The 14672-nt window shown below is 63.5% G+C and carries 14 protein-coding genes, 3 tRNA genes, 1 rRNA gene, 1 other RNA gene and 1 riboswitch; of the genes, 17 read left to right on the top strand and 2 right to left on the bottom strand.

Annotated elements, in window-relative coordinates; all coding sequences use genetic code 11:
* Nucleotide 1: 1 nt before the first annotated feature.
* From NE591_RS06930 to NE591_RS06945, 4 genes are all read left to right on the top strand, one after another.
* Entirely contained in the window at nt 2-694 is a 693-nt protein-coding gene (locus tag NE591_RS06930; protein WP_114539911.1) for a YggS family pyridoxal phosphate-dependent enzyme, read from the top strand.
* 104 nt (nt 695-798) lie between these two features.
* A complete protein-coding gene (locus NE591_RS06935) occupies nt 799-1590 on the top strand; it encodes a cell division protein SepF (protein ID WP_227070455.1) in 792 nt (263 codons plus the stop codon).
* 46 nt (nt 1591-1636) lie between these two features.
* Nucleotides 1637-1894: a YggT family protein gene (locus NE591_RS06940; protein ID WP_022740272.1), complete on the top strand. Its 258-nt coding sequence runs from the start codon at nt 1637-1639 to the stop codon at nt 1892-1894.
* 63 nt (nt 1895-1957) lie between these two features.
* The gene (locus tag NE591_RS06945) at nt 1958-2749 is read left to right on the top strand and encodes a DivIVA domain-containing protein (RefSeq protein ID WP_227070454.1); all 792 of its coding nucleotides are present in this window, start codon (nt 1958-1960) and stop codon (nt 2747-2749) included.
* Nucleotides 2750-2911: 162 nt separating this feature from the next.
* On the opposite strand, the gene rnpB is transcribed toward NE591_RS06945, so the two are convergent.
* Nucleotides 2912-3284: RNase P RNA component class A (gene rnpB, locus NE591_RS06950), an RNA gene on the bottom strand.
* Nucleotides 3285-3414: 130 nt separating this feature from the next.
* Here rnpB and NE591_RS06955 point away from each other — a divergent pair.
* From NE591_RS06955 to NE591_RS07010, 12 genes are all read left to right on the top strand, one after another.
* Nucleotides 3415-4044, top strand: a complete 630-nt coding sequence (locus tag NE591_RS06955; RefSeq protein WP_227070453.1) for a thiamine diphosphokinase — start codon at nt 3415-3417, stop codon at nt 4042-4044.
* A 30-nt stretch (nt 4045-4074) separates the two neighbouring features.
* Nucleotides 4075-4200, top strand: a riboswitch (TPP riboswitch).
* Complete coding sequence (gene thiC / locus NE591_RS06960) at nt 4190-5584, top strand: phosphomethylpyrimidine synthase ThiC (protein ID WP_227070452.1); 1395 nt, start codon at nt 4190-4192, stop codon at nt 5582-5584. Its footprint overlaps the riboswitch before it by 11 nt.
* Before the next feature lie 237 nt (nt 5585-5821).
* Entirely contained in the window at nt 5822-6493 is a 672-nt protein-coding gene (gene thiE, locus NE591_RS06965) for a thiamine phosphate synthase (protein ID WP_227070451.1), read from the top strand.
* 59 nt (nt 6494-6552) lie between these two features.
* Nucleotides 6553-7149 (top strand): cysteine hydrolase family protein, encoded by a 597-nt coding sequence (locus tag NE591_RS06970; RefSeq protein ID WP_227070450.1) that lies wholly within the window; start codon nt 6553-6555, stop codon nt 7147-7149.
* 101 nt (nt 7150-7250) lie between these two features.
* On the top strand, nt 7251-8105 hold the full coding sequence (gene thiD / locus NE591_RS06975; protein WP_117285029.1) for a bifunctional hydroxymethylpyrimidine kinase/phosphomethylpyrimidine kinase: 855 nt from the start codon (nt 7251-7253) through the stop codon (nt 8103-8105).
* A gap of 232 nt (nt 8106-8337) precedes the next feature.
* Nucleotides 8338-10032 (top strand): FAD-binding protein, encoded by a 1695-nt coding sequence (locus tag NE591_RS06980; protein WP_117285028.1) that lies wholly within the window; start codon nt 8338-8340, stop codon nt 10030-10032.
* A 3-nt stretch (nt 10033-10035) separates the two neighbouring features.
* A complete protein-coding gene (locus NE591_RS06985) occupies nt 10036-10419 on the top strand; it encodes a cytochrome c3 family protein (protein ID WP_227070449.1) in 384 nt (127 codons plus the stop codon).
* A gap of 117 nt (nt 10420-10536) precedes the next feature.
* Nucleotides 10537-11199, top strand: a complete 663-nt coding sequence (locus tag NE591_RS06990) for a TetR/AcrR family transcriptional regulator (protein ID WP_227070448.1) — start codon at nt 10537-10539, stop codon at nt 11197-11199.
* A gap of 146 nt (nt 11200-11345) precedes the next feature.
* Nucleotides 11346-11419, top strand: a tRNA-Gln gene (locus tag NE591_RS06995).
* Nucleotides 11420-11440: 21 nt separating this feature from the next.
* Nucleotides 11441-11517: transfer RNA gene (locus NE591_RS07000), tRNA-Glu, on the top strand.
* 53 nt (nt 11518-11570) lie between these two features.
* Nucleotides 11571-11647 (top strand) — tRNA-Glu (locus NE591_RS07005).
* Nucleotides 11648-11769: 122 nt separating this feature from the next.
* Nucleotides 11770-12519, top strand: coding sequence for a TSUP family transporter (locus NE591_RS07010; RefSeq protein WP_227070807.1), 750 nt, complete (start codon nt 11770-11772; stop codon nt 12517-12519).
* Here NE591_RS07010 and NE591_RS07015 read toward each other — a convergent pair.
* Complete coding sequence (locus NE591_RS07015) at nt 12516-13802, bottom strand: HD domain-containing protein (RefSeq protein ID WP_227070806.1); 1287 nt, start codon at nt 13800-13802, stop codon at nt 12516-12518. The genes NE591_RS07010 and NE591_RS07015 overlap by 4 nt on opposite strands.
* A gap of 746 nt (nt 13803-14548) precedes the next feature.
* On the opposite strand from NE591_RS07015, the gene NE591_RS07020 reads away from it, so the two are divergent.
* A 16S ribosomal RNA gene (locus NE591_RS07020) occupies nt 14549-14672 on the top strand; the annotation flags it as partial.

Here is a 14672-nt window from a genome sequence, read left to right on the forward strand (position 1 = left end):
TGTGAGTATTGCCGAGCGCTATCAGAAGGTGGCCGCGGAGGTGGCCGAGGCAGCGGTGGCTGCGGGCCGCGCGCCCGAGGACGTGCTCCTCGTGGCCGTGTCGAAGACGGTTGGGCCCGAGGGCGTGGCCGAGGCGATCGAGGGGGGCGCCCGGGATTTCGGCGAGAACCGCCCCGACCAGATCGTGCCGAAGTCCGCCGCGTTCCCTGAGGCCCGCTGGCACTTCATCGGCAACATCCAGTCGCGCCGCATTCCCGAAATCGTCGCCTCTGCCACGCTTATCCACTCCCTGTACCAACGACGCCACGCCGAGAAGATCGATCGCGCGGCCGCGGAGCTTTCCAAGGTTCAGGACGTGCTCATCGAGGTGAACGTGTCGGGCGAGGCGTCGAAGAGCGGCGTGGCCCCGACCGATGCGCCCGATTTGGTGCGCGCGGTGGCCGCTCTGCCCCACGTGTCCGTGCGCGGCCTTATGACCATGGCCCCTGCCGGCGACGCGCAGGCGGCCCGCGAGGCCTTCGCAGGACTCGCCGAGCTGGCCGTTCAGATTCGCGCTCAGCTTCCCGCCGAGGACGCCGCCGTTTTCACGGAGCTCTCCATGGGCATGAGCGACGACTGGCGCGAGGCGGTACCTCTGGGGGCCACCATTGTTCGCGTTGGACGGGCCATCTTTAGTGAATCTTATCAGGAGTAGCCTTCAAGCTGGTATGATGATCGAGAACACTGCGGGGCCGCAAGCGCCCCTTTAGACCTTAGAACCACGGCGGGCGGCACCGCCCACACGAAGCAGGAGGCTCCATGGACGGCAAGAGCATGTTCGGCGACATCAAGTCGAAGCTGGGTTTCGGCCGTAAGAACGATTACGAGGAGTTCTACGAGGACTACGAGGAATTCGAAGAGGGCGACGACTACGGCGAGTACGGCTACGACGAGTCCTACGAGCGCACGTCCGGCTCGGCCTACGATCCCTACGACTCGGTGACCACCCGCGAGCCCGGCGAGCGCTCTCGCAGCCGCTCCTCCATGCCGCGTCTTGTCTCCATCGACGACGTGCGTGCCCGCACGGCGGTGCCCACGCTGCCTGACGACGACGCGCCCGCGAGCCGGCGCGGCTCCTCCAGCTCGTTCCGCACGATGGTCGACTCATCGCTGCCGCCGCAGATGACCCCGGAGGGCACGGCTGCCGCCTCGGCTGCCGCCTCGGCGGTGCACCACGCCCGCTCCGAGGGTTTGAACTCACTGTTCGAATCCACCACGCCTCCGGCCGATACGCGCTCGACGAGCTCGCGGGGCTCCTCTGCTTCCAGCTCGCGCTTCACGCCGTCGCGCACGTTGAAGGTGGTGGCTCCCGGCGCCTATAACGACGCCGAGGCCGTCTCCACCGCGCTGAAGCTCGGCAACGCCGTGGTGCTGAACCTGGCAGCGACCCCCGATGCGCTGGCCAAGCGCATCCTGGACTTCTCCTTCGGTGTGGCCAGCGCTCTGGACGCCAACGTGGAATGCGTGGGCAACAAGGTGTTCGCCCTCACTCGCATCGACGAGCTCACCGAGGCCGAGCGCTCCTACCTGCGCACCCAGGGCATCATCTAGCGCCCGACACGCCCTCAAGACCTTCCGATAAAGGAGCCTGCTAACTATGCTGACCTACCTCCTCGTGAGATTGGCCGACGCCTACTCCATGATCATCTTCATCTACGTGATGATGTCCTGGCTGCCGAACACCCAAAGCGGCATCATCGGCGACATCTATCGCGCTTTGGGCAAGTTGTGCGACCCGTATTTGAACTTGTTCCGAAAATTGATCCCGCCCCTTGGAGGAATGGTGGACGTGACTCCCATCATCGCTCTGCTTGTATTACAATTCGGGGTACGTTTGCTGGTGATGATTTTCTAAATTCAGACGGCCGGCATTCCGACGTGTCAGCGACGTAACATCGTAAGAAACTGAGGTACCTACATGGCAATCACCGCTTCCGACATCCACAATCAGAGCTTCTCCATCGACCGCAAAGGCTACGATGTGGATGAAGTGGACGTGTTCCTCGAGCATGTCGCCGACGAGATCGATATTTTGAACGACACGATCGCGCACCTCCAGGATCAGCTGGAGGCCGATCGTTTCAGCGGCTTCGACGCGCCTGCCGCTTCCACGGTGGCCATCACCGAGGTGGCCGCGGCGACCGTCGACACCTCCGAGTACGACGCTCAGCTCGCCCAGAAGGACGCTATCATCGCCGATCTGGAGCGCCAGCTTTCCGACAAGCGCGCCGACGACAATGCCATTGCCCAGGCTCTCATCATCGCCCAGCGCTCGGCCGACGAGATTCTCGCCAAGGCCAACGCGAACGCCACCGAGACCATTCAGGACGCCCGCGACGAGGCCCAGCGCATCATCGATCGCGCCAACACCGATCGCCAGGACGTCATCGACGCCATCCGCAAGCTGCAGGACGATCGCGAGGATGCCCGCGAGGAGTACGCCGACCTGCTGAAGGATATCATCTCCGATGCCTCGCGCAAGCTGGCCGACATCGGCGCCAACGTGCCGGCTGCCGCTACGGCGCTGGATGGCGAGTACGACGTGGTGCCCGGCCTCACCGGCAACTTCGAGATCGACGAGTACGTGGCGCCTTCCGCCTATGTGACGCCTCAGGCTCCGGCCGCCGCCACCCCGGTTGCCTCTCCCTACGAGAAGGATCTCTCCGGCTTCGGCGACGCCGACGACTTCGAGTTCGAGGAAATCGATTAATCAGCCGAGAAAATCTAGCTGGTATGTAAGAACCGCCTTATTGGGCGGTTCTTCTTATTACTTGGTCTTTTGTCTTACCCGTTCGCCCAAGGAAGTCAGCGAGGTGCCTGTCGGAACCGCAGCATCGACGTAGTTCGTTTGCCGTCAGGCAAACGAAACAAAGAGGCGAGCGGGCCTGTAAGCCGGGTTCTGTCGGGGACGGCCATTTATCTCGAACGCGAGTCGCCCCGCGTCTCTAGCACGCAACCCGAGCGCACGGCGGGCCACCGTATGGCGCTCCTATTTGCGCTTGCTCCAGATGGGGTTTGCCAAGCCGCGACGTTGCCGCCGCGCTGGTGCGCTCTTACCGCACCGTTTCAGCTTTTCTCCTGTGTCGCGCATGCGGCTCGCACCGCATGTTCCGAGCAGGGGAGTCTTCTTTTCTGTGGCACTTTCCGTCGGGTCGCCCCGCCCAGCCGTTAGCTGGCATCTTGCCCTGCGGAGCCCGGACTTTCCTCGCACCCCTGAGGGGGTACGCGACCGTCTGGCCCGCTCGCCTGTGGTATTGTAGCAGAAAGAGCGGCGCTGCTGCGGATTCCACAGAAGGGCCGTCGGCGCTCAAACCTTTCCGCTCAGCTCGGTTCTGCCGTTGGGCTTTCTGGTTCGCCCTGGAAGGAAGAGGAGGAATGATGACCACGTACGCCCTCGTCGGGGCCTCGGAATTCAATTCCGAGCAGTTTTCCGCCCGCAACGGGGCGGGTGCCTTCGATGCCGTTATCGCCGTGGACGGGGGCTTTGCATCCCTGGCGGCTGTCGGTTGCGCGCCCGATCTGGCCATCGGCGACTTCGACTCGCTGGGATACGTGCCCGAGGGGGTGGAAGTGCTTGCGTTCCCGCCGGAGAAGGACGCCTCCGACATGGAGCTGGCCCTCGGCGAGGCCGTCGCCCGCGGCGCCGATGCCGTGGAGGTCTACGGGGCGCTCGGTGGCCGGCTCGATCATACATTGGCGAATTTGCAACTTCTCGCCTCTTTCGCCGAGCGTGGCCTGACAGTGACGGCGGTGGGGGAGCGTGAGCGCATTGCATTTCTCGTCGGCCCTGGCGAGCTGCGCTTGGATGCGGCGGGTGCGGGCATCGTGTCGGTGTTCTCGCTCACCGACGTTTCAACGGGAGTTGTGGAGGAGGGCCTGAAATACGGCCTTGATGGCGTGGCCCTCACGAACCGCACGAGCTGGGGCCTTTCCAACGAATTTATCGGAACCCCGGCCCGCATTGCCCTGGAAAGCGGCACGCTGGCAGTGTTTCTGCCGCTGTAGCGCCGGTCGGTTTTCTATACTGATCGCACAACCATATACCTGGGGAGCTTGCAGCCGCGCGGCGGCCGGGCAGGCTGAGAGGGGGCGCCGTGCACGCCCCGACCCGCCGAACCTGATATGGGTAATGCCAACGAAGGGAGTTTCCATGACTGACCACCAGTCTGCCGGCGCCGTTGCTGCGCCGAACGTCGCTCGCACGTGCGCCGCATCGAGCGACGTTCGGCCAATCACTCAGATCGATTTCGCTCGCGCCGGCATCGTCACGCCGCAGATGGCCGCTGTTGCCGCCGCCGAGGGCCGCGAGCCGGAGGCCATTCGCGCCGCCGTGGCCGCCGGGCACATCGCCATCCCGGCCAACATCCATCACGCAAGCCTCGCGCCGGCCGGCGTCGGTTCCACGTTGGAGGGCGTGCCGCTTTCCACGAAGGTGAACGTGAACCTCGGCATCTCGGGCGATTTGGCCGATGAGGCCCTGGAATGGGAGAAGGTGGACGTGGCTCTGGAACTGGGCGCCGATGCCATCATGGATCTCTCCAACTCCGGCAAGACACGTGCCTTCCGCCGTGCGCTCGTCGAGAAATCGCCGGCCATGATTGGCACGGTGCCCATGTACGACGCCATCGGCTACTTGGAAAAGGCGCTCATTGCCATTACGCCCGAGGATTTCCTGGAAGTGGTGCGCGCCCACGCCGAGGACGGGGTCGATTTCGTCACCATTCACGCCGGCATGAACCGCCGGGTCATCGAGTCGTTCAAAGAGACGGGGCGACTCACCAATATCGTATCGCGAGGAGGGTCGCTCATCTTCGCCTGGATGGAGGCCACTGGTCGTGAGAACCCCTTCTATGAGTACTACGACGAGGTGCTGGCTATCTTGCACGAGCACGATGTGTGCATCTCCATCGGTGATGCCATGCGCCCCGGCAGCGGCTACGACGCCACGGATGCCGGGCAGATCGCCGAGCTCATCGAGATCGGCAAGCTCACCCGCCGCGCGTGGGATGCCGGCGTGCAGGTGATGGTGGAAGGCCCCGGGCATATGGCGCTCGATGAGATCGCCGCCAACATGAAGCTGGAGAAGAGGCTGTGCCACCAGGCGCCCTTCTACGTGCTGGGGCCGCTTGTGACCGATATCGCCCCGGGCTACGACCACATCACGGCGGCCATCGGCGGGGCTATTGCGGCTTCTTCCGGCGCCGACTTCCTCTGCTACGTGACGCCGGCCGAGCATTTGCGCCTGCCGAATGCGAACGACGTGCGCGAGGGGCTGGTGGCCACGAAGATCGCCGCCCATGCCGCCGACATCGCCAAGGGCGTGCCCGGCGCCCGCGACCGCGACAACCGTATGAGCGATGCGCGTCGCCGCGTGGCCTGGGGCGAGATGTTCGACCTGTCGCTCGATCCGGCCCGCGCCCGCGCCGTCTTCGAAAGCGCACCTCCCTCTACCGAGGGCACCTGCACCATGTGCGGCAAGATGTGCGCCATGAAAACCGTGAACGACATCATGGACGGGCTCGTCGTCGACTTGGACGCGGAATAGACGCCCCTCGGGCACAAGGAGCGGGGTCGGGCCGTCCTTCTCGCTCGATTAGGGCAAGAAATTCGAGTTGTTAGACTTTTCTGACAGAGCAACTTGCGGAAACGCTGCATCGTAAAGGCCCGACCAGGTGTTTTCGCAGCGCTTTTCGCTTGCTTGTCCGGCATCGCGCTTGCGTGATGTCTAACAACTCGAAAAAAGCGATCGAAACGGGTACCCAATTTGGAACGAGGAGTGAATATGCCTGCACGGGAACGTGGAAAGTGGTCGGCGGAGGCTATTCGCCGTGCCTTGAAGCTGTACGCGGTGACGGACAACGCGTGGCTGGGGGAGCGGACGCTGACGGAATGCGTGGAAGAGGCGCTCGCGGGGGGTGCGACCTTCGTGCAGCTGCGCGACAAGCAGGCAACTGGCGAGGCGCTTCAGGCCGAGGCCGCGGAGCTGCTCGCGCTCTGCCGCGCGGCCGGCGTGCCCTTCGTGGTGAACGACGACGTGGAATGCGCGTTGGCCGTGGGTGCCGACGGGGTGCACGTGGGCCAGGACGACATGGCCTGCGAGCGGGCCCGGGCGCTCCTCGGGCCGGATGCCATCGTGGGCGTCTCTACCCAGACGGTAGAACAGGCCCGCGCCGCCGAGGCAGCCGGGGCCGACTACTTGGGCGTCGGCGGTGTGACCGGCACGGCCACCAAGCCCGAGGCCGGGGTGCTCACCCCCGAGGAGTTCCGCGCCATTGTGGCCGCCGTGGACATCCCCGTCGTGGCCATCGGCGGCGTGAATGCCGCCACGATGCCGCGCCTGTCCGAGCTGAATGTGGACGGCGCCGCCGTGGTGAGCGCCATATTCGCCGCCGACGATATTGAAGCGGCGACTTGCGAGCTTTCGCGTATCATCGATGAGACCTTAGGCATTTAAGTCATCGTTTGCACATTTTGAGGTGCCAGGGAGACGGACGGCAAGAGAAAGGAACATCCATGCTCGGCGACGAGAACAACAACGACCTCATCGACCTTAGCTCCATCGATCGCGCGAAGTGCGCGCTGCTCGTCATCGACGAGCTGGGCGACCCCACGGGAGGTCCGCTCGAGCCGGTGCTGCTGCCCGCCATCCAACAGACGGCCAAGCTCACGACGGCCGCCCGCGCCGCCGGTATGCCCGTCGTCTTCACCAACGACGCCCACCTCCCCGGCATCGATCGCGAGTTGGCCCTGTGGGGCGCCCACGGCATCGCCGGGACCCCCGAGGCCCAAACGTCGCCCTTGCTCGATCCTCAGCCCACCGATTACGTGGTGGAGAAGCGCCGCTACAGCGGCTTCTTCCAGACGGGGTTGCTTTTGCTGTTGAACGAGCTGGGCGTCGACACGCTCATCTGCTGCGGCATGGACACGAACATCTGCGTGAAGCACACGGTGGCCGACGCCTATTTCAACAACTTCAACATCATCGTGGTGGGCGACGCCACGGCCACCTTCCTTGTGGGCGACCAGGAGGAAGGCCTCGACTACATGCGCACCTGCTACGCCGCCAAGATCATCGACACCGACGAGGCCGTGAAGCTCATCGAGGGCTAGTCCGCGCGTGACGATTGACCATCGGAAGGAGGCGACCGGGCAAGGTCGCCTCCTTTTTATGGGATGATAGGCGCACTCGCATGTGCGGAGAAAGGAATGCCATGAAAGCGGTACTCACCATTGCCGGGTCCGATTCCAGCGGGGGAGCTGGCATCCAGGCCGATCTGAAGACCATCGCCGCCCACCAGCTGTTCGGCGAGAGCGTCATCACGGCGCTCACAGCCCAGAACACCACGGGCGTGTTCGGCGTGATGGATGTGGACCCCGCCTTCGTGGGCGCCCAGATGGACGCCGTGTTCGACGACATCCGCCCCGAGGCGGTGAAGATCGGCATGGTGTCGTCGCCGGCCATTGTGCGCGCTATTGCCGATGGGCTGCGCCGGCATCGCGCCGAGAACATCGTGGTGGATCCGGTCATGGTGGCCACCTCGGGCTCGGCGCTCATCGCCGATGAGGCGGTGGACGCGCTCGTGGCCGAGCTGTTCCCCTTGGCCGCGGTGGTCACGCCGAACATCCCCGAGGCCGAAGTGCTCGCGGGCATGGTCATCAGCTGTGCCGACGATGTGGAGCGCGCCGCCGAGCTCATCGCCGCCCGCTGCGCGGCGGCGGCCGAGATCTCGCCCAACCCGGATGCGGCGCCCCGCGTGCCGGCCATTATGGTGAAGGGCGGTCACGGAGTGGGCGATCCCGATGCAGCTGACGACTACCTGCGCATGGCCGCAGGCGAGCACGTGTGGCTGCGCGGCAAACGCGTGCGCACCGAGAACACCCACGGCACGGGCTGCTCGCTGTCGTCGGCCATCGCCTGCGGGCTCGCCCAGGGCTTCTCGGCGGATGTAGCCGTGCGCGAGGCCAAGGCCTACGTGGCCGGCGCCCTGGCAGCCGGTCTGAATCTGGGCCGTGGCAGTGGGCCGCTCAACCACATGTGGCGCTACCCGGGCCCCGCGCCCTGCTAGGGTTCTGCCGGGATACGTCTTCCAGAGCCCCGCCGGCGTACAGTGCGCCGGCGGGGCTCTGTCATCGGGGCTCTGCGATCGAGGGGAAAAGTTCTTCCTGAATACTTTACAATGTAAAGTAAAGCAGTTATGATTTGCCTCGCATCGAACTTTACGATGTAAAGTTCGCGTAACGAGGTGTTATGCGAAAAATGAGCGGCCCGTGAAGTGGGCCCGATGCGAAGGAGGAGCTATGGAGGGAACGAACGTATCACGTCGCGACTTCCTGCGCGGCGCCGGGGTTGTGGGCGCGGCGGCAGGAGCCCTCGTCCTGGCTGGAGGCGCGCAGACGCCCGCAGCTGTAGCCGAGGAGACCGAGGGCGCGGTCCCGGGTATTGCGAAGCTGGCTAACGAGACGGCGTGGATTCCGGTGCAGAAGGCGGCCTGCCCGGGCCCACGCGGTCCTATCGGTTTTGTTGCCGATGCCATTCCGTCCGATCAGATTGCGACGACCGAAGATCACGACATCGTCGTGGTGGGGGCGGGTATCGGCGGCCTCATGGCTAGCCTGAAAGCGGCAGACGAGGGTGCCGATGTCGTTTGCATCGAGAAGATGACTTTCGGTCGCGCTTGCTTCGAGGCTTTTGGAGCGGTGAATGCGAAGTGCCAAGAAGGGCTTGATATCCAGCCGCAGTTGCTGCTTGACGAGATCTACCGGAGTGCTTACTGGCGCATTCGCCCCGAACCGGTACGCACTTATGTGCGACGTTCCGGTGAAGTGACCGATTTCTGGCAGGCCGTGCTGGACAAGGGGTCTAACGGATTTACTATCAGCCATGTTCAGGAATACCCTTCGACGTGCGGCATGCCCTGTCTCACCGACCTTATCCCTACGGAGCTCGGCTTCGGCGATAGCCCCTGTCTGCCGCCTGATGCCGGCATTCGTCCCGGTTATGCGGGTATGTACGTGTGCTTGGAGATGCAGGAGGTGGCAAGCCAATACGACAACCTCGACATTCGCTTTGAAACGCCTGGCGTGCAGTTGGTGCGGGAGGGCTCGGGGTCGGTGACCGGTGTGATCGCTAGGAACGCCGAAGGCTCTTACGTCAAGCTGAATGCCCGCAAGGGAGTTATTCTGGCCACGGGAGGCTACGACGCCAACCCCGATCTTATGGAGGCCTGGTGCCGTCCCGAGGATTATGCGTCATCGAGTTGGTGGAATCCCGGGTGGGGCACCACTGGAGACGGCCACCTGATGGGAATCCAGGTGGGAGCCCAGATGGATCCGTGTCCCCAGCCGGTCATGAACTTCCGCTGGGGTAGCCCCGATTCCTTTTATGATTCACGAGCTTGGGGCGCTATCTCTATTGCCATTCTCGTGAACGGCAACGGAGAGCGCTTCGTACGCGAGGACCTTCCCTTCCAGCCGGTGTCCAATGCGCAGAACGCCCAGCCCGATTACGGCGCGAATTGCTGGGCTGTTTTCGACGAGACCATGATGGGTGGCATGGACGATGCCGCCGTCGCGGATTACAAAGAGAGAGGGTGGCTCTTCGAGGGCGAGACGCCTGAGGAGCTGGCCACGGCCTGCGGCATGAGCCCCGAGGGCCTGTCGATCACTATCGGGCGCTACAACGGGTTTTTCGAAAAGGGAGTCGACGAGGACTTCGACCGCGATCTATCCGCCGCGATTCCGTTCACGGGCAAACGCTATTTCGCGTTGACCACCAATAGCTGCGTGCTCGCTACGGTGGGCGGCCTGACCATCGATGGCAACGCTCAGGTTCTCGACACGGAAAACAAGCCCATCGGCGGCCTGTACGCCACGGGCAACGTTTCGGGTGGCTTCTTCGCGGGGAATTACCCGCGCCATATTCCCGGAACATCTATTGGTCGCGCCGTCACTTTTGGATATGTGGCCGCCGAGCATGCCATGAAGGGGGAGTAGGATATGAAAAAGAATGTATTGATCCTGGCTGTGGCGGCCTGCGTCCTTGCTCTGGGATTCGCTCTTTTTGCCTGCGCCCCACAGCAGCCTTCCGGTGAGGCGGATCGGGCTGCAGGAGGTGCAACCGAGGAACTGATTGACACTGCGGCTGGAGAGGGGCTGTACCAGTCCGACGAGCAGTGCTTGTCTTGCCATGGCGGCTCCCACGAGGCGCTCGCCGCGACGACGGCGGATTACGGTCTCTCTAATCCGCACAACTCCATACACGGTGGCTACAACTCCTGCGTGAACTGTCATGCCCGGGACAAGGAAATCACCGACAATAAATGCGACAATTGCCACGCTTGGCCTCATAACCCCGAGAACGGGCCAGGAGCTTCCTTGTAGCCAGTCGGGTGCTCTGGATTTCAAATGTTGATGGGGCGGCGTATCCAGTGCGGGTGCGTCGCCCGTTTATACTCATTTATACAGTGGATGCTTTTTGATGGCAAGGAGGGAGGGTTCATGGCGCGGGGGTCAGTGCAGGAAAACCGCCCTCCTCTTTCTCGCGACGCTATTGTCGACGTGGCGACGGAGCTTATTGAGCGGGAAGGCCTGTCTTCTTTCACCATGCGGTCGCTTGGACGAGAGCTGGGGGTCTCCGCGATGGCGATCTATGGCTATTTCGAATCGCGTGGCGATGTTCTCACCGCTGTGCTCGAGCGCTTCATGGCCACGATAGATACCGACCCTGTGCCTGGGGAGCGCTGGGACGATACCCTTCGACGTATCATGACCTCGATCTATGTCGAGGAGATGGCCCATCCCGAGTTGGCCTCCATTGAGATTACGTCTGGGGCGGGAAATGCAGGTCTGGCTCGCCATACTGAGAAAATTGTCGCGTTGCATCTGGATCAGGGCATTCCTGTGCCCGTGCTGAAGCGTGCGTGGGCCATGGTGGACGCCTTTTTGGCGGGTTTTACCGACAATGCAATCGAGGAGCGGGCAATTGCCAACCTCCCTGGAGGCGCGCACGCTCCATCATCGGAGCACGATCTTGCCTTATGGGAGGAAATCGTTATGGATGCCCATTCGGACGAAGCTTTCGCCTGCGGCATTGAGATTATCATCGAGGGCATTCGCGGCTTGGCGGCTCCGGATCCCTGCGATTGGCGGACGCCCGAGTAGCACCTGCGTCAGGTGTCCGCCTCGCCTCAATGCCGCTCTCCGCAATTTTCGAAATTCCCGAAATTGGGGCTTGACGCAGGCGGGTCTCTTCCGTAATATACTCACTTGCGCTTACCGCTTTAGCGGTACGAGCAAAGAAGCATCGTTGGGGTGTCGTCTAATGGCAGGACAGCGGTTTCTGGTGCCGTATGTGAGGGTTCGACTCCTTCCACCCCAGCCATTCTTTGCGCGAATGCTATGTGGCTCCGTCGTCTAGCGGTTTAGGACGCCGCCCTCTCAAGGCGGAGGTCGCCGGTTCGAATCCGGTCGGAGCTACCAGGGAAATCGGGCCGGGAGGCAACTATCCTCCCGGCTTTATGAAGCGCATACGTGGCTCCGTCGTCTAGCGGTTTAGGACGCCGCCCTCTCAAGGCGGAGGTCGCCGGTTCGAATCCGGTCGGAGCTACCAAGAACTTACGAGCCGCCCTCGGGCGGTTCTTTTTGCATCTGCGGGTGCGAGGGGCGGCGAAGACGGACGGGGGTCGAAGGCCCCGGTAAGCGAGCAGGGTCGAGCACGGAAGAAAGGGCGATATGGAGTTTCTCATCGTGTGCCCGTTGGCGCTCATCGCCGGTTTCGTGGACGCCATCGCCGGCGGGGGAGGCCTCATCTCCCTGCCCGCTTACTTCTTTGCCGGCCTACCGCCCCATGCCGCCATCGCCACCAACAAGCTCTCCAGCACCTTGGGCACGCTGGTGGCCACCGTGCGCTATGCGTTGTTCGGTTACATGGTGAAGCGCTTCGTTGTCGCGGGCGTCGCCTGCGGCCTGGTCGGTTCGGCCATCGGCGCGAACCTGGCGCTTCTAGCTGACGCCACCGTGCTCACCGTGGTGATGCTCGTGGCGCTGCCTCCGGTGGCGTTCCTCGTGTTCCGTTCCAAGAACCTCGACCGTTTCGCCGAGCATCCTCTGCCTCCGCGCCGGGCCCTGGCCGCCACGGCCCTCATCGCTTTGGCGGTGGGCGTGTACGACGGGTTCTACGGGCCGGGGACGGGCGCCATCCTCATGCTGCTGCTCGCCGCGATGGCTCATCAGGACGTTCGCACGGCCGCCGGCACTACCAAGGCGATCAACCTGGCCACCAACGTCGCCGCCTTGGCGGTGTTTCTCGTCAACGGTGCGGTGCTCATCCCCTTGGGACTCGCCGCCGCAGCCTTCAACATCGCCGGCAATTGGCTCGGCTCCACCTTCTTCGACAAGAAAGGGGCGCTCATCTTGCGCCCCATCATGCTCGTCGTCATTGTCCTGTTCGCCATTCGCCTCGTCACCGACCTTCTGGCCTAGGACGCCTCTTTGCGAAGCTCTTCCGCGAAGGCCAGCAGCGCCTCGTGCTCGTTGGGGACGCGCTCGTCGATGACGGCGTCCAGACACGCGTCCAGCAGGCGCCCCACCTCCGGGCCGGCGGGGACGCCGAGAGCTATGATGTCGCGGCCGTCGATGGCGAGGTGCTTCACGGTGAACGCGGCCTCATCTTCCAAGATCTGCTCCATAAGGGCGCGCAGCTCGTCGGCGGTATCGGCTCTGGGAGCGCAGAACGGCGCCTGGGCCAGGGCGTCGGCCCGTTTGATATCGCAGAGGGCCGCGAAGAGGTCGGTGCGTCCCCCGAGTCGCCCCAGCATGCGGCGCACGGCTCGGGCATTGGGGGGCACCACGTCGTCGTGGGCCCGCACGAGAGACGGCACGTCCCGGCGCAGCCAGGCGGGGAAGGGGAGGCGGTGCATGATGCCGCAGGCGAGTTGCGTGCTGATGACGGCGTGTCCGTAGAAATGCTCCACCGGCCCCTCGTCCGTCTCCTCGAAGAACGCCGCCGCGGGCTTGCCCATGTCGTGGAACAGGGCGCTCCAGCGCTGCAGCGGCTCGGGGGGCGTGCGCTGCACCACCCAGGCGGTGTGCTCGAGCACATCGTATATATGGTACTTCGTCACCTGTGCGCACCCCTTCATTGCCACAAGCTCCGGCAGCACGAAGGCCAGTACATCGACGCAGGCCATAAGCGCATCGTGCACATAGTCGCCGCAGACGAAGCGCTCCAGCTCACGGTAGACGCGCTCGCCGGACACTTTTCGCAGGAGGCTCTTGCCGGCGACCATAGCGTCGAAGGTGGCAGGGTCGATGGCCACGCCGAGCTGGGAGGCGAAGCGACAGGCTCGCAGGATGCGCAGCGCGTCCTCGGAAAAGCGCGTCGCCGGATTGCCCACGCACCTCAGCACGCCGCGCTCCATGTCGTCCAGGCCGCCGAAGGGATCGATGATCCCGCGCGCGGGATGGTAGGCCAGGGCGTTGATGGTGAAGTCCCGCCGCTGCAGATCCTCTTCTATAGAGGAAGCCGGAGCCACGGAGTCGGGATGGCGCCCGTCGCTGTAAACGCCGTCGGTGCGGTAAGTGGTGATCTCCAGCGGCTCGCCTTCGCATGCCACGGTGAGAGTGCCATGGGCGACGCCGGTTTCCACGGTGCCCCAGCCGGCGCGTCGGAACGCCTCTTGCACCGCGGGCCACGGCAGGCTCGTCGCGATGTCCACATCGTGGATGGGTCGCCCGAGCAGAGCGTCGCGAACGAAGCCGCCCACGCACCATGCCTCTCCTCCGGCCTCCTCGATGATTTCCAGAGCATCATGGGCGACAAGAGGAAGGGGGAGCGTTTGGGGAAGATCGCTCCGAACCGCTTCGCTGGAAGCAAATTTATTTTCACGTCCAGCACGGCCAGCGACCGTTTCGTCAGGCTTCGCCGCGTCTGAAGGCTGCGGTGTGCCGTTGGAGAAGCGATAAGGACGCGGTGATGTGTTGGGGTTGCGGTGAACGGGAGTCATAGAACTTGTCCTTAGGATCGGTGATTTATCCCTATTATACAGGGCTTTTGCGAGATAAGAAGATGCAGCGTGGTGCAGTTGGGCAAAAAGTTTTAATAAATTTCAAAAAACCCCTTGCGCGAAATCCCGGGAGCTGTATCATATGCGAGCTGCCTTTTTCGGAAGTGCGGAAGGCGGCGCCCCCGGCGGTCCGGGCGGCCCGTCGAGCGGGAGAGCGAAGTTGTCGAGATTTCGTGAACCGCTTGACGGGGGATGCGAGTCCCTGTAAAGTATTTCCTTACACCGCTCGCGAGGGCGGCGGGGCGGGAAGCCTCCCGCGGAACCTTGACAACCGGATACTGAGGATGGAATTCGAGAGACGGACAATACGTCTTCTCGGATGTCAGACGGACATTCGAGAGAGCAAGCTTTAACTTTTTCCCTGTCAGGGGCCCTAAGGCCCCGACGGAGAGTTTTAAAACAGAATCGAGACTCACATCGATCTGACGGCGCCTCCGGGCGCTGTTCGAACGGAGAGTTTGATCCTGGCTCAGGATGAACGCTGGCGGCGTGCTTAACACATGCAAGTCGAACGATTAAGACGGCTTCGGCCGTGTATAGAGTGGCGAACGGGTGAGTAACACGTGACCA

Source organism: Adlercreutzia sp. DFI.6.23, assembly GCF_024462535.1.
GTDB classification, from domain to species: domain Bacteria; phylum Actinomycetota; class Coriobacteriia; order Coriobacteriales; family Eggerthellaceae; genus Adlercreutzia; species Adlercreutzia rubneri.